Here is a 26,161-nt window from a genome sequence, read left to right on the forward strand (position 1 = left end):
CCGCCGCTGGTTGCCCCTCGGACTCCCCCTGGTTCTCTTCGCGTGCGCTCCGGTGGAGCCTCCCGTTTCCACCGCTCCGGTGGACGCGGGCACCGTCACCGCGCAGGCCGTCACGCCCGAAGCAGAGGGCGCACCGACGGAGTCCGTGGAGGCGTTGCGCTCCGCATGGCAGGCCACCGCGCCGGAGCCTTCGGATGACGGCGGCGTCAGGCATGCCACCGCGTCGGCGCTGCTGGGCGTGGTGGAGGGCGCGGACGACGCGGGCAGCTCGCTGTCGTTGTCGGTGGATCCCGTGCTGTCGCGCTCCGCCTCCGTCGGCTCGGACACGGAGGCCCTGCCCGGAGAAGAGGAGCCGCAGGTCATCACCGAGTCCGAGGTCCCCGTGCTGGAGCTGGGGCCGGATGGCGAGCCGGTGGTCGACGTGGAGGACGCCATCGAGTCCGGGGCGGATGCCCTCGCGCAAGGCCATGCGGATGCGTTGGACGGGGGCGTCATCCCGAGTTCTCCGTCCGGGACCGGTGGCACCGATGGCGAAGAGGACGCAGTCGCCGAAGCACCGCTCACGGATGTCGACGCAGGCATGGAGCCCTACGCCATTCCGTACGCACCGGACGCGGGCTCGCTGCGCGTGCGTCGCTCCATCGCGGTGCGCTCCGAGCCCCGGCAGGACTCGCCTTCGCTGGGCACCGTCGCGCAGGACATGCGCGTGATGTGGCAGGGCGCGATGCGCGGACCGGATTGCGACACCTGGGTGCAACTGCAACCGCGTGGCTGGGTCTGCGAGCGCTACCTGGAACAGAACTTCCGCGAGCCCCGGGTCCGCCCGCTGCCCCGGGTGGCGGAGGGCGCGCTCACGCCCGGCATCTACGCCCGCGTCGTGGGGCACCGCGTGCGCGCGTATCCGAGCCTCGCGCTCGCCCGGAAGAGGAAGCAGGGCGTGCTGCTCAAGGGCTCCGTCACCGTGAAGCTCCTGGGCCAGGTGAAGGTCGGCCGGCGCACCTTCTGGCGCACCTCCGAGGGGCAGTACTTCGAAGCGCGCGTGCTGCGCGAACACCGCCCCTCCGACTTCAGCGGCCTGGACGCGGAGGCGCTCGCGTCCCTGCCCATGCCCTTCGCCTGGGCCCAGTCGCGCGCCGCCCCGCGCGCCGACGTGGTGGTGCGCAAGGCCCCGGACGCGCGCGCGGAACGCGAGACCGAGCTCCCGCCGCGCACGCTCGTGTCCGTGCGCGAGCTGTCCCCCGATGGCCAGTGGGTCCGCATCGCCGAGGACCACTGGGTGGCCCGCGACGACCTGCACGTCGCGTGGCCGCTGGCGTCTCCCTCCATCGTGGAGCCCGGCGCGCGCTGGCTGGACGTGGACCTGGAGGCCCAGACGCTCATCGCCTACGAGGGGGACCGCCCCGTCTACGCCACGCTCATCTCCTCCGGCAAACCCGGCACCGACACGCCGGAGGGCCTCTTCCGCATCTGGGTGAAGTTCGCGGAGGCGGACATGACGGGCAGCATGGGCAAGGCCAGCTACCGCGTGGCCACCGTGCCGTGGACCATGTTCTTCGAGGGCGACTTCGCCCTGCACACGGCCTACTGGCACGACCGCTTCGGCGAACCCGTGAGCCACGGCTGCATCAACCTGGCCCCCAAGGACGCGCGCGCCCTCTACGGGTGGACCACGCCCGAGGTTCCCGCCGGCTGGTCCATGGCCCACGCCATGCCGGACGACCCCGGCACCTGGGTGCGCATCCGAGGCCAGGCCCACGAAGCGCCGAAGAAGCGCCGCAAGGGCGCCCCCGTCGTCGCCGCCGTCCGGGACCTCTAACCGCCCAGCACGGACACCGTGACGCGGCGGCGGTGCGGCGACGTGCGGTGCTCCCAGACGTAGACGCCCTGCCACGTGCCCAGGTCCGCCTCGCCGTCCTTCACCGGGATGCTCAGGGACACCTGCGTCAGCACCGTGCGCACGTGCGCCGGCATGTCGTCCGGCCCCTCCGCGTCGTGCTGGAACAGCGGGTCCCCGTCCTTCACCAGCCGGGAGAAGAACGCCTCCAGGTCGCGCTGGACGACCGGGTCCGCGTTCTCCCCGATGATCAGCGACGCGCTGGTGTGGTGCAGGAACAGCGTGCACAGGCCCTCGCGGATGCCCGTGCCCTTCACCGCCCGCTGCACCTCACCGGTGATGTCCACCAGGCCCCGGCCTCGCGTGGACACCGTCAGCTCCTTCGCCTGATACACCCCAAGCCTCCATCCCGCGGGTCAGCGCCCGTCCAGCCGCTTCACCAGGAACGCCGCCAGCTGCTCCAGTTCGTCGGTGATGATGGTGTGCCCGCCATCGAAGGGTAGGAACTCCACCGGCAGCCCCGCGCCTGTCAGCAGGTCGCGCAGGCGCTCGCCCTCCTGGAAGGGCAGCACCGGATCCTGCCGGCCGTGCCCCTGGAACACGGGCAGCGACGTCCTCGCGCGGACCTTGGGCTCCCACTCCTTCCCGGCCACCATGGCCCCGGACAGCAGGCACAGGCCGGCGGGGCACTCCTCCAGCCGCAGCGCCACGTCCGTGGCCATCATCGCGCCCTGGCTGAAGCCTCCCAAGACGACGCGATTCAGCGGCACCTGGAGCGCCGCCACCACGCTCATCAACGCCCGGCGCGCGGCGGGCATCCCCGGCGGCACGCCCTGCGAGTACTGCGCCCAGTCGCGCCCCTGGCCCATCAGGATGGCCGGAGGAATCTCGAACCACGCACGGCCGCCGGGCATGCCCAGCGCGTCCAGCGACAGCGGCGCCTCCGGGAAGACGAACCGCACGGCCTGGGCCAGCCGGGGCGCGGCCACCATCAGCTCCGGCGCCAGCGCCACCAGGTCCGAGCCCGGCGCGCCGAAGCCGTGGCTCAGCACCACCACCAGCCCCGGCGCCGCGCCCTCGGGGAGCGCGTCCACCACGTGGCAGGTCAGCTCTCCCAGCTTCGTGCGCACGTGGCGCGGACGGAGGCTCACGGCTGCGCGTCGCTGATGGTGATGTGCTGGATGACCATGTCCGTGTCCGGGCGGTCCTGGGCGTTGCGCGGCGTGTTGGCGATCTTCTCCACCACGTCGTAGCCCTTCACCACCTCACCGAAGATGGTGTGCCGGCCCTTGAGGAACTGCGGCGTGGACGTGGTGATGAAGAACTGGCTGCCGTTGGTGCCCGGGCCCGCGTTGGCCATGGCCAGGAGGCCCTTCTTGTCGAAGTCGCGGTTGCTCTTGAACTCGTCCTGGAAGCGGTAGCCCGGGGAGCCCCGGCCGGTGCCCGTGGGGTCGCCGCCCTGGATCATGAAGTCGGGGATGACGCGGTGGAAGATGAGGCCGTCGTAGAGCGGCTTGCCCTGCACGGGCTCGCCCGTCTTGGGGTCGATCCACGGCTGCTCGCCGGTGGCCAGGCCCACGAAGTTCGCCACCGTCTTGGGCGCGTCCTTGGAGAAGAGCTTGAGCACGATGGTGCCCTGGTTCGTCTCCATCGTGGCCCAGAGGTCCTGTCCCTCCAGGGCCTTCTTCTGGAAGCCCGTCGCGGCGGCCGGGTCCGTCTGCAGGCTCACCGTGCGGGGGGCCGGCTGGGAGTTGGCGGGGGCCTTCGCCGCGGGCGGCTGCTCCTTGTCCTTGGAGCACGCGGTCAGGGCGAGGCAGAGGAGTCCAGCGGTCAGGAATCGGGTGCGCATGGGGCGCGCATCCTAGCGGCTTTCGACCCGGCTCCAGCGTGTTAAAGAGAGGCTTCATCCCGGAGGTTTCCCCTGTGACAACCGGACAGGAATGGCTGGTTGACGCGAGCGGCTGCGCGCCGGAGCGGCTCAAGGACGCGGCCGCGCTGGCGGCCCTCTTCGAGGAGCTGGTTGTCTTGATGGACCTGAAGGTCGTGGGCCAGCCGCAGTGGCATGTCTTCCCGGAGCCCGGCGGTGTCACCGGCCTGGCGCTCCTCGCCGAAAGCCACCTGGCCCTCCACACCTTCCCGGAGCACGGCTTCGCGGCGCTCAACGTCTACTGCTGCCGCACCCGCGCGTGCCCGGACTTCGAAGCGCTGGCGGCGAAGCACCTGGGCGCCACGTCGTGCCGTGTGCGCGAGCTGTCGAGAGGAGCGGAGGCGTGACGCAGGGGGCGTGTCCGTCGTGCGGCGCGAGCGTGGAGTTCTCCGTCGGATCCGCGCAGGTGGTGGTGTGCGGCCACTGCCAGACGATGGTCGCCCGCGTCGGCGCGGAGCTGGAGGCCCACGGCAAGGTGGCCCGCGTCGTGGAGACGGACTCTCCGCTGCGCCTGGGATTGGAAGGCCGCGTCAACGGCACCGCGTATCAAATCGTCGGGCGCCTTCAGAAGGACCACGGCGCCGGCCCCTGGGACGAGTGGTACGTGGAGATGTCCGACGGCCGCACCGGCTGGCTCAGCGAGTCCGAGGGCGCCTTCCACCTGCTCTCCGCCGCGGGCGTGGAGGAGGGCATCGAGCTGGAGCGCCTCCACCCGGGGGACCGGCTGCGCCTGCGCAACCGCCCGCTGGTGGTGGAGGAGCGCGGCCACGGGCGCGTGACCGCCGCGGAGGGGCAGCTCCCCAGCGACGTGGATCCAACGGCGGACAGCTCCTACGTGGACGCCACCGGTCCTCGCGGCCTGTTCGTCACGCTGGACTTCGGCACGCGCGACCGCGATCCGGAGGTGTTCCTGGGGCAGAAGCTGGAGCTCGCGCAGCTGGGCATCCCCGTGGGGGAGATGCGCCCGCGCGCGCGCCAGGTCCAGCTCCAGCAGGCGCGCTGCACCCAGTGCAACGGCCCGCTGGAGCTGCGCGCGCCGGACCAGACGATGCGCGTGGCGTGCCCGTACTGCGGCGCGCTGATGAACGCGTCCCAGGGCAAGCTGTCCTTCCTCAAGCTGCTCCAGAAGCCGGCGCTGCCGGCGGCCATCGCGCTGGGCCAGAAGGGCACGCTCGACGGCGCGGAGTGGATCTGCATCGGCTACCAGGAGCGCTCGTGCGTGGTGGAGGGCACGCGCTACCCGTGGATGGAGTACCTGCTCTACCACCGGGCGCGCGGCTTCACCTGGCTGATGGAGTCCAACGGCCACTGGGTGTTCTTGAAGCCCCTGGCCGCCGGTGACGCGAACGTCGTGCCGCGGAGGTCCGCGTTCTACGAAGGCCGCCGCTACAAGGCCTTCCAGTCCGTCACCGCCGTCACCGACGCCGTGGTGGGCGAGTTCTACTGGAAGGTCTTCCAGGGAGAGAAGGCGCGGGCCACGGAGTACGTCGCGCCGCCGTACTCGCTGAACGAGGACGCCACCGACAACGAAGTCACCTACACGCACGGCGAGTACCTCACGCCGGAGCAGGTGCGCGACGCGTTCAAGCTGAAGGAGCCGCTGCCCAGGCCCCGAGGGATCGCGCCGAGTCAGCCCAACGCGCGCAACGCGGCCATGCAGCGGACGATGCTCTGGTCGCTGGTGTGGCTGGTGGGCCTGTTCGCCCTGGCCGCCTACTTCAACGTTCGCGCCCTCAACGCGCAGGTGCTGGACCTGCGGGTGACGGTGAGCCCCGGCGCGGCGTCCGGCACTCCCAGCGCCATGCACTTCAGCGAGCCCTTCGAGCTGCTGCGCGACGGCAACGTGCTGGCGCAGATCACCGTGTCGACCCCGCTCGACAACTCATGGGTGGGCGTGCAGGGCGACCTGGTGAACCAGGACACGCAGGACGTGGCGAGCTTCTACGAGGAGGTCAGCTACTACCATGGGCGTGACAGCGACGGCTCCTGGAGCGAGGGCGGCCAGGGTGGCAGCGTGTACCTGTCCACCCTGCCCAAGGGCCGGTACGTGCTGCGGACGACCACGTCGTTCGACCCGGTGCTGGCCAACCAGGCCCGGGCCGGACAGCCGCCCGTCGCCTACAAGGTGGTGCTCATCCACGACACGCCCAACGGGAGCTGGTTCATCATCGCGCTGGTGCTGTTGATCCTCATCCCGGCGCTGTCGTTCTTCAGCGCCAACAGCTTCGAAACCGAGCGCTGGAAGGAAAGCAACCTGTAGCGCTCGAGGCCCGCGGGCCGGAGGTGGACGATGAAGTACCTGGGCGGCTTGGTGCTCGTGGCGTACGCGTGGGCCACCTATTCGGGGTGGGCTCCCTTCAGTGACGAAGAGCGCGGCAAGGTGACCGGAGACGTGAAGCGCGGTCCCGGCGGCGTGCTGCTGTGGACCGGTGGATTCATGGGAGGCAAGTGATGCTGTTGCTTGGAGTGGTGGTCACCCTGCAGGGAGTGCTCGCGAGCGTCATCTATTCGCTCATCGGCCTGGCGGTGTTCGTGGCCGGCTTCTACGTCATCCGCCTCATCCTGCCGTACGACGTGCACAAGGAGATCGAGGTCGACCAGAACACCTCGCTGGGCATCGTCATCGGCTCGTTCATCCTGGGGCTGTCCATCATCATCGCGGCGGCCATCAGCGGCTGAAACACGTGAAGCCTTGAACAAGACGCTGCTCTTCCTCACCGTCCTCGTCATCGCGACGTGCGGGCTCATCTACGAGCTCATCGTCGGGACGCTCGCCAGCTACCTGCTGGGGGACAGCATCACCCAGTTCTCCACCGTCATCGGTGGCTACCTCTTCGCCATGGGCATTGGCAGCTACCTGTCGCGCTTCGTGGAGCGCGGGGTGGCCCAGCGCTTCGTGGAGGTGGAGCTGGCCGTGGCGCTCGTCGGCGGGCTGTGCGCGCCGATGCTGTTCCTCACCTTCTCCCTCACCCGCGTGTTCCCCGTGGTGCTGTACGGCAGCGTGCTGGCCATTGGCACGCTGGTGGGCCTGGAGATTCCCCTCCTCTTGCGCATCCTGCAGGACCAGCTCAAGTTCAAGGACCTGGTCAGCCAGGTGCTGACGTTCGACTACCTGGGGGCGCTCGCCGCCAGCGTGGCCTTCCCGCTGCTCCTGGTGCCCAAGCTGGGGCTGGTGCGCACGTCGCTGCTCTTCGGGCTGCTCAACGCGGGCGTGGGGCTGTGGAGCACGTGGCTGCTCGCCCCCGTGCTGGCCAACCCCGTGCGCCTGCGCATCAAGGCGGTGGCGCTGTGCGCGGGGCTCCTGGTGTGCTTCGCGCTGGGGGACCGGCTCACCACGTTCTACGAGGATCAGCTCTACGCGGACGAGGTCGTCCACGCCACGAGCTCCCCCTACCAGCGCATCATCGTCACGCGCGGCAAGCGGGGCTTCTCACTGTTCCTCAACGGCAACCTCCAGTTCGCCAGCATCGACGAGTACCGCTACCACGAGTCCCTGGTACACCCGGTCATGGTGCGCGCGCAGAAGGTGGAGCACGTGCTGATTCTTGGCGGTGGGGACGGGCTCGCGGCGCGCGAGGTGCTGAAGTATCCGGAGGTGAAGTCCATCACGCTGGTGGACCTGGACCCCGCCATCACCGGGCTGGCCGTGAACTACAAGGAGCTGGCGGCGCTCAACCACCACTCGATGACGCACCCGAAGATGCGCGTCATCAACACGGACGCCATGCAGTTCCTGGCCGAGGGCACGAACACCTGGGACGTGGTCATCGTGGACTTCCCGGACCCCAACAACTTCGCGCTGGGGAAGCTCTATACGACGGGCTTCTACAAGATCTTGAAGAAGCGCATGGCGCCGGGCGGGGTGGCGGTCATCCAGAGCACGAGCCCCCTGTTCGCGCGGCGCTCGTTCTGGTGCGTGGAGGGCACGCTCAAGGCCGCGGGCTTCTGGACGCAGCCGTACCATGCGCTGGTGCCGTCCTTTGGTGAATGGGGCTACGTGCTGGTGGCGCACGAGCGGCCCGGCCGCTACCGCCCGATGCCGGAGGGGCTGGCGTTCCTGGACGAGGACACGCTGGAGGGGCTCACGCGCTTCTCCCCGGACATGGGGCCGCTGCCGGCGGAGGTGAACCGGCTGAACAACCAGGTGCTGGTGCACTACTACGAAGAGGAGTGGCGGCGGTGGAACTGACGCGGCGCGAGCTGGTGGCCGCGTTCCTGGGCGCCTCCGTGGCGAGCGCCTGCGCGCGGCAGGCCGCTCGCGCGCCGGTGCCGGGCGCCATCGTGGACCGGGTGGTGGACACCGGCCACAAGCTGCGCGGCGGACCGCTGCCTCGCGCGCAGGACCTCGAGCCGGTGGAAGTGCTGATTGTCGGCGCGGGCGCGGCCGGGCTGTCCGCCGCGTGGCGCCTGTCAGCGGCGGGCGTGAAGGACCTGCGCGTGGTGGAGCTGGAGGCGGAGCCCGGGGGCACGTCGCGCTCGGGCAGGAACAGCGTGTCCGCGTTCCCGTGGGGCGCGCACTACCTGCCGTCGCCCCTGGAGGACCGGGGGCCGGTGATGCGCCTCCTGCGCGAGATGGACGCCGTCACCGGCGTGGACGCGCAAGGCCACCCGTCGTTCGCGGAGGAGCTGCTCATCCAGGAGCCCGACGAGCGCATCTTCTACAGGGGCCACTGGTACGAGGGGCTGTACCTGCGCCCGGGCGCGAGCGCGGAGGACCTGGCGGAGCTGGAGCGCTTCGACGCGCGGATGAACGCCTTCGCCGCCGCGCGAGACGCGAAGGGGCGCAAGGCGTTCGCGGTGCCGGGGGCGCTCTCCAGCGACGACGCGGAGTGGACCGCGCTGGACCGGCTCAGCATGGCGCAGTGGATGGAAGCGGAGGGCTTCCGCTCGCCCCGGCTGAAGTGGTTCGTGGACTACGCGTGCCGCGACGACTACGGCGCCACCTCCGAGCACGTCTCCGCCTGGGCGGGCATCTGGTACTTCACCGCGCGGCAGAACGGGCAGGGCGAGCGCAGCGACGGCTTCCTCTCCTGGCCCGAGGGCAACGGCCGGCTGGTGAAGCAGCTGGCGTCGTCACTCCGCCCGCGTCAGCTGGAGACGCAGGTGCTGGTGCACACGGTGGAGCCGGGGGACGACGGCTGCCGCGTGCACGCGCTGGACGCGCGCACCGGGGCGCCCCGGGCGTTCCAGGCGCGGCAGGTGGTGCTGGCGTGCCCGCGCTTCATCGCCGCGCACGTGGTGGCGCCGTGGCGCGACGCCCGGCCCGGGTGGATGGACGCGTTCGCCTACAGCCCGTGGGTGGTGGCGAACCTGACGGTGTCCCAGCCGCCGGCGTCGCGCGGCTTCCCGCTGGCCTGGGACAACGTCTTCTACGAAAGCCGCAGCCTGGGCTACGTGGTGGCCACGCACCAGGCGCTGCGCCAGGACGCGCGCGGGCCCACGGTGCTCACCTGGTACCTGCCCATGGCCGGCGCGGACGTGAAGGCGGAACGCAATCACGCCCTCTCCGCGACGTATGCGGACTGGGAGGCGCTCGTGATGGCGGACCTGTTGCCGGCGCACCCCGGGGTGGGCGCGCTCGCGCAGCGGCTGGAGGTGCAGCGCTGGGGCCACGCCATGGTGCGGCCCCAGCCCGGCTTCATCTGGGGCGAGGCTCGCCGCGCCGCGCAACAGAGCCTGGGGCGGCACCTGCACTTCGCGCACACGGACCTGGGCGGCATGGCCCTCTTCGAGGAGGCCAACTGGTTCGGCGTGCAGGCCGCGGAGCGGGCCCTGGCGGGAATGGGGCTCAAGAGCGCCAGTTGGTTGTAGTCATTGGAAGCGGGAGGGAAGGGCACATGAAGGACAGTCGCTTCAGCCGCGCGGAGTTCCTGGGTCTCACCAGCCTGCTCGCGGGCTCCACGCTGTTCCCCGGACGCGGCGAGGCGGCCCCGGACGGGGGCACACCGTCCCTGCGCACCGTCAAGTCGCCGGGGCTCGTGAGCGCCCCCGCGGCGAGCCCGGGCACCGCCGCCCCCAAGCCGGGGGCGCCTTCACCGGCCGAGGTGGAGCAGTTGTACCGGAGCTGCACCGCGTCCCTGCCCGTCACCTCCACGTCCGACGACGGCGCGGAGTACGTGCGCATCGGCGAGTGGATGCAGCGCCAGAAGCTGTCCAGCGACGTCTACGGCAATGGCGACTTCGTGCAGGCCTTCGAGAAGAAGATCGCGGACCTGCTGGGCTTCGAGGACGCGTGCTTCATGCCCACGGGCACCATGGCGCAGCTCATCGCGCTGCGCGTCTACGCGGACTCCAGCAACGTGCGCACCGTGGGCGTGCACCCGTCGTCGCACCACGTGCTGCACGAGGACGACGCCTACTCCGTGCTGCACCAGCTGCGCGCGGTGTACCTGGGCCCGTGGACACGGCCGCTGCTGGCGGAGGACGTGGCGCAGGCCCGCGACACGCTGGGGACCGTCAGCGTGGAGCTGCCGGTGCGCTGGCTGGGCGGGCAGCTCCAGACGTGGGAGCAGCTCCAGGAGCTCAAGCGCACCTGCCGCGACAAGAAGGTGAAGCTGCACATGGACGGCGCGCGGCTGTGGGAGAGCCAGCCCTTCTATGGCCGCTCCTATGCGGAGATCTGCAAGGGCTTCGACTCCGTCTATGTGTCCTTCTACAAGATGGTGGGCGGCATCGGCGGCGCCGTGCTGGCGGGCAGCCGCGACTTCATCAAGGAGGCGCGCGTGTGGCGCCACCGCCACGGCGGCAACCTGTATCACCTGGCCCCGCTGGTGGCCTCCGCCGCCATGCGCTTCGACGGGGCGCTCGCCGCCATCCCCGGCTACGTGAAGCGCGCCAAGTCGCTCACCGCGCTCATCGCGGCGGATCCGCGCGTCACGGTGCTGCCGCAGCCGGTGCAGACGAACATGTTCCACGTGTTCCTGCGCGGCTCACCCCAGGCCTACGCGAAGCAGCGCGACCGCATCGCGCGCGAGGACCGCGTCTGGGTGGCGTGGGGCTTCGGGCAGACGCGCGTGCCCGGCGTCGTGTCCACGGAGCTCCAGGTGAGCGAGGGGCTCCAGAACATCAGCGACGCGGACGCGGCCAGGGCCTTCCTGCGCATCCTGGAGGCGGCCTGATACCGGGCCGCCAGCGCTGACGTCGGGTGTCAAAGTCAGACACCCGACGTGTGAAAAACAGCACGGCGGCGCCGCGTCAGGCCGCCTTCTTGATGCTGTACTGCGGCTCCTGCGACTGCGCCTTCAGGAAGAACTCCGAGTCCAGCAGCATCACGATGCGGCCCTGGTCGTCGTGGAACGCGATGGGGCCGTGCGCGGTGAAGTGGATGAGCGACTCCTCCAGCGCGGTGGTGGCCGGGTGCTCGGCGCCCAGCGGCTCGAACTCGTAGTCCCCCGCGCGGGTGATGCCCAGGCGGTCGTGCGTCGAGCCGGAGAGGATGAAGATCTCCGCCGGGCCCAGGTGCTTGTGCGGCGCGAAGACGGCGCCCTTCTCCATCTTCAGGATGGCGCTCCACACGCCCGTCTCCGCGCTCACGCGCAGCAGGCGGTAGGCGGTTCCAGGACCGAGCGGCTTCCACTCGAGGTCCGCGGTGTGAATGATTCCATCCATCATCGCCATTCCGGACATGAAAGCCTCCACGGGTCGGCTGGGCAGCGGTGTGTCTACAGCCATGATAACGCCGAGGTTTGAAATCCTTGCAAGTTAGTCGCACGTGTCGGGTTGTTGTCTTTGAGTCATACCTTTGTCTCAGGAAGATTCCGCGACGGCTGTCCGCAGGGGCCGCTCCCGGCCGCATTTTCTGATCAGATAAAAAGCGGGTGGTGATAGCGGACCCGCGCGAAACCCGTACCCGCGGCACGTCCGGGCCTCACTGCCGGAGGCGCGCCGCCCGGGGCGGGCCGGTGCCGGGGAGGGCCAGCTGGTAGGCTCCCGGGCCTGATGCCCCGCCTCTTCTCGCCCGCGCAGGCCTGGCTGTTCGGCCCTCGCGTGGACCTCGCCGTGTTCGCCGGCAGCGCACTCGCCTCCGTGGCCTTCGTGCTCGGGGCGCCGTGGCTGGGCGCGGAGGGGGATACGCCTGTGTGGGCGTGGCTGTTGTTCGTGGTGGGCGTGGACGTGGCGCACGTCTGGTCCACGCTGTTTCGCACGTACCTGGATGGCGAGGAGGTGTCGCGCCGGCCGGGGCTCTACGTGGGCGCACCGCTCGCCGCGTACGTGGCGGGCGTCTTCGCGTACCTGGTGTCGCCTGGCGCGTTCTGGAGCCTGTTCGCGTACGTGGCGCTGTTCCACTTCGTCCGCCAGCAGTACGGCTGGGTGGCGCTCTACGACCGCAAGGCGCGCGCGTCCGACTTCGAGCGGCGCCTGGACGCCGCGGCCATCTACGCCGCCACGCTGGGCCCCGTCGTCTGGTGGCACGCGAACCTGCCCCGCGCCTTCTGGTGGTTCGTGGAGGGCGACTTCATCGCCGGCCTGCCGCCGTGGATGGGCACCGTGGCGCTGGGCGCGCACGCGGCGGTGCTCACGCTGTGGGCGGGCTTCCAGGCCCTGCGCATCGCGCGGGGAGAGGGCGTGCAGGCCGGCAAGGTGCTGCTGGTGGTGGCCACGTCGGTGGCGTGGTTCGGCGGCATCGTGCTCGCGCGGGACGACTTCGCGTTCACGGTGATGAACGTGGTGCTGCACGGCGTGCCGTACTTCGCGCTCCTGTTCCGCTACGCGCGCGGGCGCCACGCGGAAGGCGGCTTCGGCGGCCTGGGCGTGCTCCTGCGCGCGGGACTGCCCGGCTTCCTGCTGTTGCTCGTGGGATTGGCGCTGGTGGAGGAGGGGTTGTGGGACGTGCTGGTGTGGCACGACCGGCCGGTGTTGTTCGGCGACGGTGGCCCCGCCCTGGAGGCTGATGTGCTGGCGCTCGTGGTGCCGCTGCTTGCGCTGCCGCAGGCCACGCACTATGTGCTGGACGCGTTCGTGTGGAAGGCCGGGAAGGAGCCCGCGCTGCTGGCCCGGCTCGGCTGGGCGCGGGCGGGCCAGGAGGCTGCAAACGTCAGCCAGGCACACAAGGTGGTAGCCATTCCCGGGAGGGGTGAATAGAGCTAGTGGGTCTATGGCTCGACTCCTGCTCGTTTCGAACCGTCTTCCCGTCACCGTCAAGGCGGAGAAGGATGCCGTCTCCGTGGTGCGCAGCGCGGGGGGGCTCGCCACCGGGCTCAGCCAGCCGCATGAGCGCTCTGGCGGCATGTGGATTGGCTGGCCCGGGGATGTCTCCCGGTTGACGGATGGGCAGCGCGCGCAGGTGGAGAAGCAGCTGTCGGACCTGCGCTGCGTGCCGCTGTACCTGTCCGCCAGCGAGGTCAGCCGCTTCTACGAGGGCTACTCCAACCGGGTGCTCTGGCCGCTGTGCCACTACATGCTGGACCGCATCCCCCGGCAGGACCGGGACTGGGAGGCGTACCGCAAGGTGAACGAGCGCTTCGCCGACCTGGCCGCGAAGCACTACCAGCCGGGCGACACCATCTGGGTGCACGACTATCAGCTGATGCTGGTGCCCGGGATGCTGCGCCAGCGGCTGCCCCAGGCGCGCATCGGCTACTTCCACCACATCCCGTTCCCGTCGTCGGAAATCTTCAGCACGCTGCCCCGGCGCGGGGAGCTGCTCAAGGGCCTGCTGGGCGCGGACCTCATCGGCTTCCACGCGGTGAGCTACGTGCGGCACTTCTCCGGCACGCTGCTGCGGCACCTGGGGTTGGACACGGACATCGACCGCGTCCTCTTCCAGGGGCGCGAGGTGCGCGTGGGCGCGTTCCCCATGGGCATCGACGCCGCCGCCTTCGAGGCGCTGGCGCAGGAGCCCGGCGTCCTGGAGGAGGTGAAGACGCTGCACGAGCGCTCCCACGGCGAGCGGCTGCTCGTGGGCATCGACCGGCTGGACTACACCAAGGGCATTCCCCGCCGCCTGCTCGCGGTGCAGCGCGTGCTGGAGCGGGCGCCCGCCTTGCGCGGGCGCCTGCGCTTCATCCAGGTGGCCGTGCCCAGCCGCACGCAGGTGCAGGCCTATGCCGAGTACCGCGAGACGGTGGACGAGCTGGTGGGCCGCATCAACGGCCTCTACGGCACGGTGCACAGCACGCCCGTGCACTACCTCTACCGCGCGCTCAACGAGAAGCAGCTGGTGAGCCTCTACCGCGGCGCGGACGTGATGCTGGTGACGCCCGTGCGCGACGGCATGAACCTGGTGGCCAAGGAGTTCTGCGCGGCCCGCCCGGATGAGGACGGCGTGCTCGTGCTCAGCGAGTTCGCGGGCGCGGCGGCGGAGATGCGCGACGCGCTGCTGGTGAACCCCTACGACGTGGAGGACATGGCGGACGCCATTGAACAGGCGCTGGAGATGCCCAGGCCGGAACGCCAGGAGCGCATGCGCAACCTGCGCGCGAGCGTGAAGTCGCGGGACGTGCACTGGTGGGTGGAGCGCTTCCTGGACCGGCTCCAGGGCCTGCCCTCCGTGGCGGAGAGGCCGCCGCTGCCGGACGGCATGGCCGCGCTGGATGCGCTGAAGGGGCCGGGGCGCAAGGTGCTGTTCCTGGACTACGACGGCACGCTCGTGGGCTTCGCGCCCACGCCGGAGCTGGCCGCGCCGGACGCGGAGTTGATGACGCTGCTGCGCGAGCTGAGCGCCCGGCCGGACCTGTCCGTGCACATCGTGAGCGGCCGCCCGCGCGAGACGCTGGAGGCGTGGTTCGGGGAATTGCCCGTGGGCCTGCACGCGGAGCACGGCCTGTGGTCGCGCATGCGGCGCGGCCAGCCGTGGCAGGCGCTGCCGGGCGTGTCCTTCGAGTGGAAGCCGAAGGTGAAGCCCGTGCTGGACGCGTTCGCCGCGCGGGTGACGGGCTCGTTCGTGGAGGAGAAGACGGCGTCGCTCGCGTGGCACTACCGCAAGGTGGACGCGGAGTTCGGCGCGCTCCAGGCGCGTGAATTGCGCCTGCTGCTCTTCGAGAAGTTCTCCCAGGAGCCCATGCACATCCTGCCCGGCGACCGGGTGGTGGAGGTGCGGCCCCGGGGCGTCCACAAGGGCCGCGTGGTGTCGGAGGTGTTGAAGCAGGAGGCGCCGGACGTGCGCGTGGTGGCCCTGGGCGACGACGTCACCGACGAGGACCTCTTCGCGGCCGTGCCCGCGGGCGGCATCACGATTCACGCGGGCAACAAGCACACGCGCGCGGCGTACCGCGTGGAGGGGCCGCCGCAGGTGCGGCGCTTCCTGAAGGGGCTGCTCGGGAAGTAGCCGCGGGGCGCGGCGTGGGCGTCAGAGGTTGAAGCCCACGTTGCCCACGGAGATGCTGGGGCCGAAGATGAAGGACCACTTGCTGGAGGGCACCACGGTGTCGGTGCTGGGGTCTCCGCTGGTGCGCCGGGTGATGTCGCCCCGGAACTCGCGGGCAATCCACGCCTGGGCGCCCACCGCCGCGCCCGGGCCAATGGGCACCCGGAGGCCCAATCCCAGCACGGCCGCGAGCGTGGGCGGGAACTGGATCTCCCCGGACTGCGGCACCAGGCCCAGGCCCATCAGCCCCATCTCGATGCCCAGGAGGCGCTCCTGGCCCTCGTTGTTGAGCAGCGCCAGGCGCGACAGCACGCCGAAGTTGATGGCCAGCTGTCCCGACGGCTGCGTCGCGCGGTAGAGGCCCGCGGGGATGGTGGCCATGGTGTAGAGGCGGAACATGCCGCCGCGCACGATGGCGGTCCACTGCGCGGACGGCAGGCCCGTGCGGTCCACCGTGGAGAGGGCGTAGCGGGACTCGTCCGCCACGTGCGACACCTGCACGAGGATGCGGTCGTACTGGCCCAGGTTGCCCTGCACGGGGATGACGCGCATCTCCCCCTTGGGGCGCAGGAACAGGCGCTGATCCACGCCGCTCTCGCCGCGCGTGGAGCCGTCCGACTTCGTCACGGTGATGCGCAGGGTGATTTCCTGGTTGCCCTCCTCCGGCGTGAGGCGCTCGCGGTGGATGATGACGCGGCAGGTGTTGCGCATGGCGTACTCGATGCGGTGCGGGCGGCTGGGCGTGAGATTCTCGTCGTTGCCCTCCTTGTCCGCGCAGACGAAGTCCACCAGGTTCTCCACGTTGGTGGGCACGCTGGCCTCGCGCACCGCGCGCTGCACGCGCTCGTCGGTGATGAACAGGTCGGCCGTGGCCAGCTCCGCCGGCAGCGTGGGCAGCCGGTAGCCGAAGCGCAGCGACACGAAGCCGCCCGCGGTGGCCTCGCCCTGGACGAGCGTGGCGGACTCGCGCATCGTCACGGTGTACGCCCCGCTCAGCGGGCGCAGCACGAAGCGGCCCAGGCCGCCGTTGGACGCCACCGTCACCTCCGCCGGGCGGTTGGTGGGCACGAAGTCGATGGGGCCGTGGCCGGGCAACTCCAGGGTCGCGCGGGGGACGGGCGCCGCCTGCGTGTCCGACGTCTCCGACGCCACCACCGTGCCGTCCACGCGCGAGGTGATGGCGGTGACGGTCACCTGCGGCTCGTTGGTGCCGCTGGTGCGCAGGAGCACGTAGGTCCCGTCCTGGGCCTTCACCACGCGCTCCACCCGCACGCGCGCGCCGTTCACCGTCCACAAGAGGCCGCGCGGGTCGTGCGCGCAGGAGGGGTCCAGGCGCATCACCAGGCCGGAGTTCTCCGCGTCGCGCAGCACCGTGCCCTCCACCGCGGCGAGGGGACACGCGAGCACGGGCAGCGTCTCCGTGAAGGAGGTCTCCAGCGCGTCGCCCTTCGCGAAGAACACGCGCGGCACCAGCCGCAGGCGCAGCGTCACCGTGGGATTCAGCCCCGGCACGTTGCGGATGGACACGGCGCCCTCCGCCACCTCGCAGCGCGCGCTGCCGCAGTCCACGGACGCGATGGCCTCCGAGTGCGTCACCGCCGCGTAGCCGGGGCCCTTGGACAGGTCCACGCCGGAGGACTGCACCAGGGGCCGCGTGAGCACGGTGCGGCCGGGGCGCAGGTGGAAGTATTCGTCATCCAGGAAGCGCCCGTTGGCGTCGTACGTCGTCACGTCCGCGCCCCTGCGGCCAAAGGGCGGCACCCACGACAGCGTCGCGTCCGTGGGCAGGCCGGGCGCCAGCGGGACGGCGCACTCGTTGGGGCCGTTGGGCTCCAGACAGACGTCCTGTCCGTCCAGGGAGCCCGTCTTCGGATCCACGCCGCGCGGTGTTCCGGACCAGGCGATGGCCACGTTCTTCAGGCCCGTGCCCCTGAGCTCCAGGCGCCCGTCGTCCGGGTAGAACGTGGTGGAGGCGCTGTCGATGCGCGGGAAGGGCCCGGTGGCCAGCACCACCACGGTGTCGGTGGTCGTGGCGCAGGAGGCCTCGTCCGCGGCGACCTTCAGTTCCAGCGTGCGGTTGGTCTCATCCGCGCGCGCGGGCGGCTTGAGGGTGCGGCCCTCCGGCCCCATCACCCAGCCTCCGCGCACGGGGCCGCACAGCACGCCCTTGGGGATGACCTCCACCGCCCGTCCACCCTCGGGGACCTGGACGACGGGAGCGGCGGTGGCGACCGTCGCCACCAGCAGGCAGCCAAGGACGAGCGCGCGTACAGGGTGCATGCCCCTGCTAAAGCACGGAGGGCCGAGTCCGGGTCAAGCCCTCCGTGCGACTCGGCGGCAGGCAGGCGCGCCGAATGTCAGCGATTACCGCGAAGCCGTCTTCTGCCCCGGCCCCTGGAGGAGGATGCGGCGGCCGAAGGCGCGGTCCACGCGGCCCAGGAACTCGCGGAACTGCGGGTACTCGTCCGCCTTGATGCGGGCGACGGTGAGGGCCACCTCGCCGTCGGCGATGAGCGCCCCGTTCTCCACGCGGTAGCTGAGCTTCACGCGGCCGAACGGGGTGGTCTCCTCCACCGCCTGCGGCATCTCCGCCACGGTGTAGCCGCCGGGCAGCGTGTAGCGCAGCTTGAAGGTGTTCACCCAGGGGCTCTGCATCACCAGGTCGAAGCGGCGCTCGGCGAGCGACGCGTAGGCCTGCTGGTACGTGCGCCCCGTGCCGAAGGGCAGGAAGCGCAGGCTGCCGCCGGGCAGCACCTCCGTGTAGCGCGGGATGCCCATGGCGAAGTCCAGCGTCACGTCGTCGTCCAGGCGGGTGGTGTCGCTGAGCTTCACCTCGCGCACGGTGAGGCCGGGGAAGCTCTGCGCCCACGCGCGCTCGAAGGTGGACTTGCGCGTGGACTCCGGGCGGTACGCGCGGCGGTAGTCCGGCGCGGACTGGCCGGACACGCTGCTCACGCCCTTCACCTCCGCGCTGCCGTCCGGACGCAGCGCCACGTCCATGCTCAGCGTCGTCTTGTTGTCGTCCGCCTTCGCCTCGGGGGTGGTGAGGAAGTTGCTGGTGCCGTTGGGGTCCACCACCAGCACGTTGGCCACGCGGTCCGCGCTGGGGAGCTCCCTGGCCCCGTGGAACTCCGCGGTGCCGTCCAGGTACAGGTCGAACTTGGGCACGTACGCGATGGCGTGGTTGAAGGCCGCCAGCGACGCGGGCTCCGCGTCCAGCGAGCCCAGGTTGCGCATGCGCAGCAGCACCAGCCGGCTGTCCACGCCCGCCACCTTCAGCATGGCGTGGATGAGGCTCGCCTTGTCCTTGCAGTCGCCGAAGCGGCGCGCGAGCACGCGGTCCACGCGGTACGGCTTGAAGCCGTGGATGCCGAACTCCAGCGCCACGTAGCGGGTGTTGGTGACGACGAACGCGTAGATGGCGCGCACCACGGCCAGCTGGTCCTTGCGGTCCACGCCGGTGAGCACCTGGTCCACCGTGGACTTCAGCTCCGCGTTGGGCTGGAGCTGATCCCGCACGAGGCCCCACCAGTAGTGGCCCACCTGGTCCCACGTCTTGTACGTGGAGATGTGCAGGTTCTGGGCGACCTCCGCCCAGCCCGGCATGCCCGGCTCCGGCACCACCTTGGAGACGTGCTTCGCGCCGAAGCGGTACACGGTGCGGCCGGCCTCCGGGGACTCCTGCTGCTGCTCCACGCCCGCCAGGCGGCTCTTGTTCCAGTACAGCGGCCGCTCCTTGGGCATGTCCACGACGTACTGGAAGCGCACCTTCGGGTAGACGCCCTGCACGCTCTCCACGTCGCCCCAGTAGTCCGACAGCAGGTTGTCCTGCGCGGTGTCGTCCAGGCGGTAGGTGAGCTCCAGCGTGTCACCGGGGGCCAGCGACGGGAACGACAGGATGCGCGCGCGGGCGTCGTAGTACATGCCCGTCCAGGGCTCGTTGATGTTGCGGTCCGCGTCGCCGTAGCTGTCCACCACGGAGCCGTCCGGCTTGGTCACGCGGGCGCGCAGCACGCGCACCTCCTGGCGGTCCGGCGAGTACGTCACCGGCACGCTGCGGAACGCGTCCACGCCGCGCTGGTTGTACACGCGCACCACCACCTGCTGGAGGCGGCTGGCCAGGCCGCTCTTCTGCACGCGCACGTAGCTGTTGTCCACGAGGTACAGGGCGTCCTCGTTCATGTAGCCCTCGGCCTCCTTGGACAGGGGCTTCGCGTCCACCAGGTACTGGGTGCCCGCGCTCTCGGACTCACCCTTGAGGGTGCGCAGGGCCTCCTTGAGGCCGGGGTTCTGCGGGCGCAGCGCGAGCGACTTCTCGAAGGCGGCCAGGGCGGGCTCGCGCAGACCGGCGGCGAGCAGCGCGCGGCCCTCGCGCTCATACACCTCCGGCTCGTCCGGGGAGAGGGCCTTGGCCTCCGTGAAGAGGACGGCGGCCTCCTCCACGGCGCCGTTGGCGGCCTTGAGCTCCGCCAGGCGCACGCGGCTGCCGTTGTCGAAGGGGTTCAGGTCGGTGAGCTTCGCGTACTCGCGCTCGGCGGCGTCCACCTTGCCCGCGTCCGCGAGCATGGCGGCCAGCTGCCGGCGGGTGGCCGTGTCGTCGTAGCGCAGCGCCAGCACCACGCGCATGCGGTCCATGGCCTCCTGGTCGCGGTCCAGCTGGCGGGACGCGGCGGCGGCCACGCGCACCACGCGGGGCACGCGCGGCTGCTGACGGAAGGCCTCCTCCACCAGCGCGTGCGCCCGGGCGCGCTCGCCCAGGGCCTCCGCCGCGCGAGCGAGCAGCAGCCGCGCGCCCGGCACGTTGCGGCCGTCCTCCACCTCCAGGATGGGGGTGAGCAGCGGCTGCACGCGCTCCGGGTGGCCGCGGTCCAGCTCGTGGTCCGCCAGCGCGAGGCGCGCGGGGGCGTAGGTGGGGTCCGCCTTCACGGCGGCCTCCAGGAAGCGGCGGCGCTCGTTGAGGTCGTCCGTCTGGGTGTTGGCGGCCAGGACCTGGAGGCGCGCGTCGCTGGGGGCGTTCTCCGCCGCGAGCGCGGCCTCGGCGGTGGCGGTGTGCTCGCGCTCGTCATACGCGCGGAAGAAGGCCAGCACCTGGGCGTAGTCGCCGCGCAGCTGGGCGTCGTCCGGGTTCTTCTCCACCAGCGTGCGCAGCGACGAGGTCAGCGTGGGCAGGGGCTGCGGCGCGGGCGCGGGCATGCGCTCCAGGGCGGGGGCCCTGGCGGGCAGCGAGGCGCGGGCGGACGCGGACTCCGAGCGCAGGTAGAAGCCCAGCGGGCCGGACTCCTGGCACACCTTCAAGAGCACGCGGTTGAGGCCCTTCTTGAGCTTCACGGACACGCGCGTCTGGTCCGGGCGGGGCAGGTTGTAGCGGTCCTCCTTGGACGCGAGCTGCCCGTTCACCCACAGGCGGTAGCCGCCGGAGGTGCCCAGGCCCAGCGCCACGCGCGAGTCCTGCGGCACCTCCAGCCAGGTGAGCGCGTACGCCACGGACTCCTTGTTGGGGCGCACGGCGGTGGCCAGGTCCACGTAGCCATCCGCGGACGTGACGGACAGCTTGCGCCAGGTGGCCTCGTGGCCCTTGGCGCCGGGGTAGCGCGCGGTGAGGTCCAGGTTGGCGGCCTCCGGACCGAAGTCCGTGTCGCAGCCGGCCTTGCCCTCGTTCTCGAAGCCGCCCACGACGTAGTAGTCGTTGATGAAGCCCAGCCACTGGCGGACCTCGTTGGCGCGCACCATGCGGCCGCGTGAGCGCTCCGCGTCCATGAGGAGCAGCTGCGCGGTGGTGCGCGTGTTCGCATCCGACGTGCGGCGCGACGCGATCTGCTGGTAGGTGCTCACCAGCGGGGTGAGGTCCTCCACGTCATCCACCAGCGCGTGCATGCGCAGCAGGGCGGCGCCGCCGCGCGGCGAGTTGGCGGCCTTGACGGCTTCGGCCGCGTACTCGCGGGCCCGGTCGTCCGCGTTCGGCTTCGCGAGCCCCAGCACGGGACAGGTGAGCACGACAAGTGCGGCCAGCGATGTGAAACGCGACATCCGTTCTCCTCGAGTATCGACGGCGCCCGGGGGCAGGCAGGGGGCGGTGACGCCAGTGAACAGGCGGACCCGTCATGGCCTTCCCCTGCATGCGGCCCCGGACGGCGGGCAGGCAGCCAGTTCGCGCCCCACTCTATGCCGGACCGGTGTGGGGCGGGGTGGGCCCGTGAAGGCGAGGGCGCGAAAACGCACAGGGCCGGCGCGGGCTTGGAGTGCCCGGGCCGGCCCCGATGTGTGCGTCCCCTGGGGGAGGCGTCAGTGGAGCTTGTTGTAGAGGGCGTTGACGAGGCTGCCGTCATCGCCGCTCAGCTCCCAGAACATCGCGCCGCCCAGGCCCTTGGCCAGGATGTAGTCCGACTTGGCGTTCATGCTCTGCACGTCGTCGTAGGCCACCCAGACCTTCGTGGACGGGCTGTAGACGTAGGCCTGCTTGCCCTCCGGGTGGAAGAACTTCGTGTAGCCGGAGCCCGCGCGTTCGAAGTTGGCCTTGAGGTCCTTGTAGTCGAACACGCCGGTGAGACCGGACTGGCCATCATCCCAGGTGCCCTTGGTGGGGACGCCGGACTGGAACAGGCCGTTGTTCACGTTGGGCACGTTGCCCCAGCCGCGGCCGTAGAACGGCACGCCGACGACGATCTTGGACGCGGGCACGCCCAACTGGAGCATCTTGGAGATGGAGCCGTCCGTGTAGAAGCCGTCGTTGGCGCCCGGGTCGCCCGTCACGCGGTCGAGCGCGGAGTGGAAGTTGACCGTGCTCTCGAAGGCGCCGTGGTAGTCGTAGGACATCACGTTGATCCAATCGAGGATGCCGGCCAGCTTCACGGTCTCCTGCTTGTTGGCGAGCAGGTCCGGCGACGCGCCCGACGCGATGGTGAGCAGGTAGGGCTGGCCCGTCTGCGCGGTGACGGCGGACAGCTGGGTGCGGAACTCCTGCATGAGCAGGGTGTAGTTCTGCTTGTCCGCGGGGCTGCTGATGTTGTCCGGCAGGCCGCCGCCGGTGGGGTACTCCCAGTCCACGTCGATGCCGTCGAAGACGCCCACGCCGTTGGCCGGGGTGACGCCGGGGAACTGGCCCTTCACGTACAGGTCCACGCAGGACTTCACGAACGCGCTGCGCGACGCGGCGGTGGCGGCCACCTGGGAGAAGTACTTGGACCAGGACCAGCCGCCAATGGAGATGAGGAGCTTGAGGTTCGGGTAGGCCTTCTTCAGCTCCTTGAAGGCGCGGAAGTTGCCGCGCAGCGCGCCGGGGTCCCATTCACCGGGGAAGCCGAAGCCCTTGTCGATGTCCGCGAACGAGTCTCCGAGGATGCACTTGCCGTCCGGGGAGATGTTGGAGAAGGCGTAGTTGATGTGCGTGAGCTTCGACGCCGGCACGTTGGACACCTGGTAGTTGCGCGCGTAGATGCCCCACGCGGCGAAGTAGCCGACGAGCCGCTTGCCTCCCGGCGGAGGCGTGCCGGGCAGCTCCACCACGACGCTCACCGTCTTCGTGCCCACGTTGCCGGCGGCGTCGTACGCCTTCACGGTGTACGTGTACGTGCCGTTCTGCGCGGACGTGGAGAACGCGCGGGTGAACGACGACGCGGTGGCCACGAGCGTGCCGTTCTCCAGGATTTCAATCCGGGTCACGCCCGTGTCGTCGGTGGCGCTGGCGGAGATGGTGACGGAGCCCGCGGCGGTGATGCGCGATGCGCTGGCGCTGGCGGTGACGACCGGCGGGGTGACGTCGCCGTTGGAGGGGATGGCGACGGTGACGGTGACCGTCTTCGAGCCCACGTTGCCGGCGGCGTCGTATGCCTTCACGGTGTACGTATACGTGCCGTTCTGCCCGGCGCCGGAGAAGCTGCGCGTATAGGACGACGCGGTGGCCACGAGCGTGCCGTTCTCCAGGATTTCAATCTTCGTCACGCCTGTGTCGTCGGTGGCGCTGGCGGAGATGGTGATGGAGCCCGCGGCGGTGACGTTCGTCGTGCTGCTCGACGCGGTGACGACGGGGGCGGTGGTGTCGCCGCCGCCCGTCACGGGGCCCAGGTCCAGCCACAGTGCCGCCACGGCCACGGGCGTCCAGTCCGCCTGGGACGTGTGGGCCTGACGGCACTGGTAGACGCGGCCTTCATAGGTGACGCGCGTGCCCACGGCATAGGCGACGCCCACGGCCCATGCGGCATCCAGCGGCGCCTTCATCACGCTGCCCGGGCCTCCGGCTTCGGGAGCGAAGGACTCCTGGCCACAACCGGCGACGGTCAGCGCGGACGCCACCAGGCCCACAATCCAGTTGCTACGACGCATTCGTGTTCTCCTCGCCTGCGGTACACGCGGAAGGAGTCACGCGCCCATTTTTCCGGGTTAATGGCTGGCTTTGGATTTTGTCTGTCCGCCCACCCATGTGCTGTGAACGGAAAGGTCCGGCGTCAACAGCACGAGGTCCGCGCGGTGTCCGGGGGCGATGCGGCCCCGGTGGCCGTGCACGCCAATGAACGTGGCGGGATGGAGCGAGGCCATGCGCAGCGCCTCCTCCAGCGGAACCCCGAGCGAGTGGAGGCAATGGCGCACGGCCGCCGTGAGGTCGATGTCCGCTCCCGCGAGCGTGCCATCCTCCGTCTCCAGGCGGCCATGGCGGCGCAGGATGGTGCGGCCCTGGAGCGTGAAGGACGTGACGGGCGTGCCGACGGGCGGCATGGCGTCCGTGACGAGGAACACCTTGCCGGGCGGTTTGACCTTGAGGAGCAGGCGCAGGTTGTCCGCGTGCACGTGCACGCCGTCCGCGATGACGCCGCACCACGCGTCGTCGTGATTGAGCGCGGCGACGATGGGGCCGGGCTGGCGGTTCATCACCGGGGGCATGGCGTTGAACAGGTGGGTGAAGCCGCGCACGCCGGCTTTCAGGGCCTGGGTGGTGCGCTCGCTGCTGGCGGCGGTGTGGCCCGCGCTGAGCACCACGCCGGAGCTCGCGAGGCGGCGCAGCGTGGCGTCGTCCACGCACTCGGGCGCGAGCGTCATCAGCACACGGCCTCCGTGCGCGGCGAAGCGGCGGGGCAGGGTGGTGAGGTAGTCCAGGTCGCGAGGGTCGGGCGCGCGGATGAAGGATGGTGCGTGGACACCGGCGCGCTCACGGCTGATGAACGGGCCCTCCAGGTGGATGCCGAGCACTCCACTGTCGGGGCGCGCGGTAGCGGAGAGCGCGGCCTCGCAGGCTTCGCGCATGCGGTCGGCGTCGTCGGTGATGAAGGTGGGCAGCAGGCCTGTGGTGCCGCACGTCCGCATGGCGGAGGCGATGGCGAGCGCGGCCTCCTCGGTGGGTGTGTCGTTGAAGAGCACTCCGCCCGCGCCGTTGACCTGCACGTCGACGAAGCCTGGGGCCAGCAGCGTGTCACCGGGCAGCGTGTGCACGGTGGCGCCAGTGGGGACTTCGGACGAGGGCACGACGGCGTGAACGGTGCCGTCCCCGATGACGACGGCATGCCCTTCGAGGAGCTGGTCCCCGGTGAAGACGCGTGCGCCTTGGAGGACGGTGGGCATCACACGGTCTCCGTGACCTTGCGCAAGTGCTTGGGTGCATCCGGATCCAGCCCACGTGCTGCCGCGAGCTGGTGCACCGCGAAGTAGAAGCTCTGCACCTGGCAGAGCGGCGCGAGCGCCGCGGGAAGGCCCGGCAGCGTGGGCAGGGCCCGAGCGCCGGTGACGGGCAGGGCGGAGTGGACGTTCGCGCCCAGCTCGACCATGCGCTGCACGACGTCGCGAGTGCCCTGCGCGGCGTTGTCGTCCTGGCCCAGCGCGAGCACGGGGAAGCCCGGACGCACGAGCTCGAGCGGACCGTGGAGGACCTCCGCGGCGCTGAAGGCCTCCGCGTGCAGGCGGCAGGTCTCCTTGAGCTTGAGGGCCATCTCCAGCGCGGCGCCCAGGCCACTGCCCCGTCCGACGACATAGAGGCTGTGGGCATCCTTGAGCGTCGCGAGCGCCGGCCACCAGTCGAGCTTCCCCGCGGCCTCCAGTGCGTCCGGGAAGCGCCGTGCGGCCTCATGCAGCTCCGCGGAGTCCGACCAGTGCGCGACGAGCTGGAGGAAGGCGAGCCCGGAGAGCAGATAGGACTTGGTGGCGGCGACGCTGTGCTCGGGGCCGGCGGACAGCGGGATGCCCACGTCGCACAGCGTGGCCAGCGGCGAAGCTTCGTCGTTGATGAAGCCCAGGACGACGGCGCCGCCCGCGCGGGCGGCCTCGGTCATGCGCAGGAGGTCGGGGCTCCGGCCGGACTGGGAGACGGCGATGAAGAGCGCGTCGTGCAGGTCCAGGGAGCGCGTGTTGTAGACGGACGCGACGCTGGGGCCGAGCGATGCGACGGCGCGGCCCAGCGTGGTTTCGATGAGGTACTTGCCATAGACGGCCGCATGGTCGGAGCTGCCTCGCGCGCAGGTGACGACGAAGCGGGGTGGCGTGCGGCGCAGGCGAGCGCCCAGGTAGGCGAAGGTCTCTCGGCAGCGTTCGAGCTGGCGGCGGGCCGCGTCCGGAGCCTGGGCGGCCTCCCGTGCGAGCGCGGGAAGGGATGGGGTTTTCAGGGTGGGGTCCACGCGCAGGGGATAACAGCCTCCAGGGGTGGACGGGGTGACGAAGGCGTCAGGCGTGATGCGCCCGACATCCGGCGCCTGGTTCCGGAGGTCGTGACGTCAGGCCGGACCTGGAGCGGGCAGGCCCGGCAGGCACCGCCGGATGCCTTGACGGCGAGGGAAGGGGCGGAGGAGAGAGGACCTCATGCTGAAGACCGCCCTGGGCCGTTTCCGCGTCGTCGCCTTCTGGGAAGGCCTGTCCTTCCTGGTGCTGCTGCTCATCGCCATGCCGCTGAAGTACGTGCTGCACATGCCCCTGGGCGTGCGCGTGGCGGGCATGGCGCACGGCCTGCTGTTCATGGGGTACCTCTACACGTTGATGATGGCGGCCATCGAATACCGCTGGGGCGCGAAGCGGATCGCCGTGGCTGTCGTGGCCTCGGTCGTGCCGGGCGGGACGTTCTGGCTGGACGCGAAGTTGCGTGGGGAAGCGCTCGCGCTGGAGGCGGCGAAGACGCGCTGAT

20 protein-coding genes are annotated in these 26,161 nt (G+C 70.8%); 11 read left to right on the forward strand and 9 right to left on the reverse strand.

Annotated elements, in window-relative coordinates; translation table 11 throughout:
- Nucleotides 1–52 precede the first annotated feature (52 nt).
- Nucleotides 53–1,816, forward strand: coding sequence for a L,D-transpeptidase family protein (locus KYK13_RS05480; protein ID WP_223642503.1), 1,764 nt, complete (start codon nucleotides 53–55; stop codon nucleotides 1,814–1,816).
- Here KYK13_RS05480 and KYK13_RS05485 read toward each other — a convergent pair.
- From KYK13_RS05485 to KYK13_RS05495, 3 genes are read right to left on the reverse strand one after another with little or no spacing between them, the layout of a single operon-like run.
- Nucleotides 1,813–2,229 (reverse strand): secondary thiamine-phosphate synthase enzyme YjbQ, encoded by a 417-nt coding sequence (locus tag KYK13_RS05485; protein WP_223642504.1) that lies wholly within the window; start codon nucleotides 2,227–2,229, stop codon nucleotides 1,813–1,815. The two genes, KYK13_RS05480 and KYK13_RS05485, sit on opposite strands and share 4 nt — an antisense overlap.
- 21 nt (nucleotides 2,230–2,250) lie before the next feature.
- Entirely contained in the window at nucleotides 2,251–2,985 is a 735-nt protein-coding gene (locus tag KYK13_RS05490; RefSeq protein ID WP_223642506.1) for an alpha/beta hydrolase, read from the reverse strand.
- Nucleotides 2,982–3,683 (reverse strand): peptidylprolyl isomerase, encoded by a 702-nt coding sequence (locus KYK13_RS05495; RefSeq protein ID WP_223642508.1) that lies wholly within the window; start codon nucleotides 3,681–3,683, stop codon nucleotides 2,982–2,984. Before KYK13_RS05495 ends, KYK13_RS05490 begins: the two co-directional genes overlap by 4 nt.
- Before the next feature lie 74 nt (nucleotides 3,684–3,757).
- Here KYK13_RS05495 and speD point away from each other — a divergent pair, with 74 nt between their 5' ends.
- The 7 genes from speD to KYK13_RS05530 are packed head-to-tail and all read left to right on the forward strand — an operon-like array spanning nucleotide 3,758 to nucleotide 10,879.
- Nucleotides 3,758–4,108, forward strand: coding sequence for an adenosylmethionine decarboxylase (gene speD, locus KYK13_RS05500; protein ID WP_223642510.1), 351 nt, complete (start codon nucleotides 3,758–3,760; stop codon nucleotides 4,106–4,108).
- On the forward strand, nucleotides 4,105–6,021 hold the full coding sequence (locus KYK13_RS05505; RefSeq protein ID WP_223642512.1) for a DUF4178 domain-containing protein: 1,917 nt from the start codon (nucleotides 4,105–4,107) through the stop codon (nucleotides 6,019–6,021). The genes speD and KYK13_RS05505 overlap by 4 nt, the downstream gene beginning before the upstream one ends.
- Before the next feature lie 30 nt (nucleotides 6,022–6,051).
- Nucleotides 6,052–6,213, forward strand: coding sequence for a hypothetical protein (locus tag KYK13_RS05510; RefSeq protein ID WP_223642514.1), 162 nt, complete (start codon nucleotides 6,052–6,054; stop codon nucleotides 6,211–6,213).
- Entirely contained in the window at nucleotides 6,213–6,440 is a 228-nt protein-coding gene (locus KYK13_RS05515) for a DUF350 domain-containing protein (RefSeq protein ID WP_223642515.1), read from the forward strand. Before KYK13_RS05510 ends, KYK13_RS05515 begins: the two co-directional genes overlap by 1 nt.
- Before the next feature lie 13 nt (nucleotides 6,441–6,453).
- A complete protein-coding gene (locus KYK13_RS05520; protein ID WP_223642517.1) occupies nucleotides 6,454–7,950 on the forward strand; it encodes a polyamine aminopropyltransferase in 1,497 nt (498 codons plus the stop codon).
- Nucleotides 7,941–9,572 (forward strand): FAD-dependent oxidoreductase, encoded by a 1,632-nt coding sequence (locus KYK13_RS05525; protein WP_223642518.1) that lies wholly within the window; start codon nucleotides 7,941–7,943, stop codon nucleotides 9,570–9,572. Before KYK13_RS05520 ends, KYK13_RS05525 begins: the two co-directional genes overlap by 10 nt.
- A 26-nt stretch (nucleotides 9,573–9,598) precedes the next feature.
- Nucleotides 9,599–10,879: a low specificity L-threonine aldolase gene (locus tag KYK13_RS05530; RefSeq protein ID WP_223642519.1), complete on the forward strand. Its 1,281-nt coding sequence runs from the start codon at nucleotides 9,599–9,601 to the stop codon at nucleotides 10,877–10,879.
- Between the two features lie 76 nt (nucleotides 10,880–10,955).
- On the opposite strand, the gene KYK13_RS05535 is transcribed toward KYK13_RS05530, so the two are convergent.
- The gene (locus tag KYK13_RS05535; protein ID WP_223642521.1) at nucleotides 10,956–11,387 is read right to left on the reverse strand and encodes a cupin domain-containing protein; all 432 of its coding nucleotides are present in this window, start codon (nucleotides 11,385–11,387) and stop codon (nucleotides 10,956–10,958) included.
- Between the two features lie 312 nt (nucleotides 11,388–11,699).
- On the opposite strand from KYK13_RS05535, the gene KYK13_RS05540 reads away from it, so the two are divergent.
- Both KYK13_RS05540 and KYK13_RS05545 read left to right on the forward strand, forming a co-directional pair.
- Nucleotides 11,700–12,842, forward strand: coding sequence for a hypothetical protein (locus KYK13_RS05540; protein ID WP_223642523.1), 1,143 nt, complete (start codon nucleotides 11,700–11,702; stop codon nucleotides 12,840–12,842).
- A gap of 13 nt (nucleotides 12,843–12,855) precedes the next feature.
- Nucleotides 12,856–15,027, forward strand: coding sequence for a bifunctional alpha,alpha-trehalose-phosphate synthase (UDP-forming)/trehalose-phosphatase (locus tag KYK13_RS05545; RefSeq protein ID WP_223642525.1), 2,172 nt, complete (start codon nucleotides 12,856–12,858; stop codon nucleotides 15,025–15,027).
- 21 nt (nucleotides 15,028–15,048) lie between these two features.
- Here the strand turns inward: KYK13_RS05545 and KYK13_RS05550 are convergent, their stop codons facing one another.
- The 5 genes from KYK13_RS05550 to KYK13_RS05570 form a co-directional block, all read right to left on the reverse strand.
- Nucleotides 15,049–17,346 carry a hypothetical protein gene (locus tag KYK13_RS05550; RefSeq protein ID WP_223642532.1) on the reverse strand — a complete coding sequence of 766 codons (2,298 nt, stop codon included), beginning with the start codon at nucleotides 17,344–17,346 and terminating at the stop codon, nucleotides 15,049–15,051.
- Between the two features lie 84 nt (nucleotides 17,347–17,430).
- Nucleotides 17,431–21,093, reverse strand: coding sequence for a DUF3857 domain-containing protein (locus KYK13_RS05555; RefSeq protein WP_223642535.1), 3,663 nt, complete (start codon nucleotides 21,091–21,093; stop codon nucleotides 17,431–17,433).
- 255 nt (nucleotides 21,094–21,348) lie between these two features.
- Entirely contained in the window at nucleotides 21,349–23,385 is a 2,037-nt protein-coding gene (locus KYK13_RS05560; protein WP_223642536.1) for a glycosyl hydrolase family 18 protein, read from the reverse strand.
- Between the two features lie 57 nt (nucleotides 23,386–23,442).
- Nucleotides 23,443–24,615, reverse strand: a complete 1,173-nt coding sequence (gene nagA, locus KYK13_RS05565) for an N-acetylglucosamine-6-phosphate deacetylase (protein ID WP_223642537.1) — start codon at nucleotides 24,613–24,615, stop codon at nucleotides 23,443–23,445.
- Nucleotides 24,615–25,661, reverse strand: a complete 1,047-nt coding sequence (locus tag KYK13_RS05570) for an SIS domain-containing protein (RefSeq protein ID WP_223642538.1) — start codon at nucleotides 25,659–25,661, stop codon at nucleotides 24,615–24,617. Before KYK13_RS05570 ends, nagA begins: the two co-directional genes overlap by 1 nt.
- Before the next feature lie 181 nt (nucleotides 25,662–25,842).
- On the opposite strand from KYK13_RS05570, the gene KYK13_RS05575 reads away from it, so the two are divergent.
- The gene (locus KYK13_RS05575; protein WP_223642539.1) at nucleotides 25,843–26,160 is read left to right on the forward strand and encodes a DUF3817 domain-containing protein; all 318 of its coding nucleotides are present in this window, start codon (nucleotides 25,843–25,845) and stop codon (nucleotides 26,158–26,160) included.
- Nucleotide 26,161 lies beyond the last annotated feature (1 nt).

The sequence above is a fragment of the Corallococcus sp. EGB genome, assembly GCF_019968905.1.
Lineage (GTDB): Bacteria > Myxococcota > Myxococcia > Myxococcales > Myxococcaceae > Corallococcus.

Bases quoted from the DNA above. Each gene is read 5' to 3' on its own strand.
- KYK13_RS05515 (WP_223642515.1), top strand. From the start codon at position 6,213: ATGCTGTTGCTTGGAGTGGTGGTCACCCTGCAGGGAGTGCTCGCGAGC.
- KYK13_RS05535 (WP_223642521.1), bottom strand. From the start codon at position 11,387: ATGTCCGGAATGGCGATGATGGATGGAATCATTCACACCGCGGACCTC.
- KYK13_RS05510 (WP_223642514.1), top strand. From the start codon at position 6,052: ATGAAGTACCTGGGCGGCTTGGTGCTCGTGGCGTACGCGTGGGCCACC.
- KYK13_RS05545 (WP_223642525.1), top strand. From the start codon at position 12,856: ATGGCTCGACTCCTGCTCGTTTCGAACCGTCTTCCCGTCACCGTCAAG.
- KYK13_RS05555 (WP_223642535.1), bottom strand. From the start codon at position 21,093: ATGTCGCGTTTCACATCGCTGGCCGCACTTGTCGTGCTCACCTGTCCC.
- KYK13_RS05550 (WP_223642532.1), bottom strand. From the start codon at position 17,346: ATGCACCCTGTACGCGCGCTCGTCCTTGGCTGCCTGCTGGTGGCGACG.
- nagA (WP_223642537.1), bottom strand. From the start codon at position 24,615: ATGCCCACCGTCCTCCAAGGCGCACGCGTCTTCACCGGGGACCAGCTC.
- KYK13_RS05575 (WP_223642539.1), top strand. From the start codon at position 25,843: ATGCTGAAGACCGCCCTGGGCCGTTTCCGCGTCGTCGCCTTCTGGGAA.
- KYK13_RS05530 (WP_223642519.1), top strand. From the start codon at position 9,599: ATGAAGGACAGTCGCTTCAGCCGCGCGGAGTTCCTGGGTCTCACCAGC.
- KYK13_RS05495 (WP_223642508.1), bottom strand. From the start codon at position 3,683: ATGCGCACCCGATTCCTGACCGCTGGACTCCTCTGCCTCGCCCTGACC.
- KYK13_RS05540 (WP_223642523.1), top strand. From the start codon at position 11,700: ATGCCCCGCCTCTTCTCGCCCGCGCAGGCCTGGCTGTTCGGCCCTCGC.
- KYK13_RS05560 (WP_223642536.1), bottom strand. From the start codon at position 23,385: ATGCGTCGTAGCAACTGGATTGTGGGCCTGGTGGCGTCCGCGCTGACC.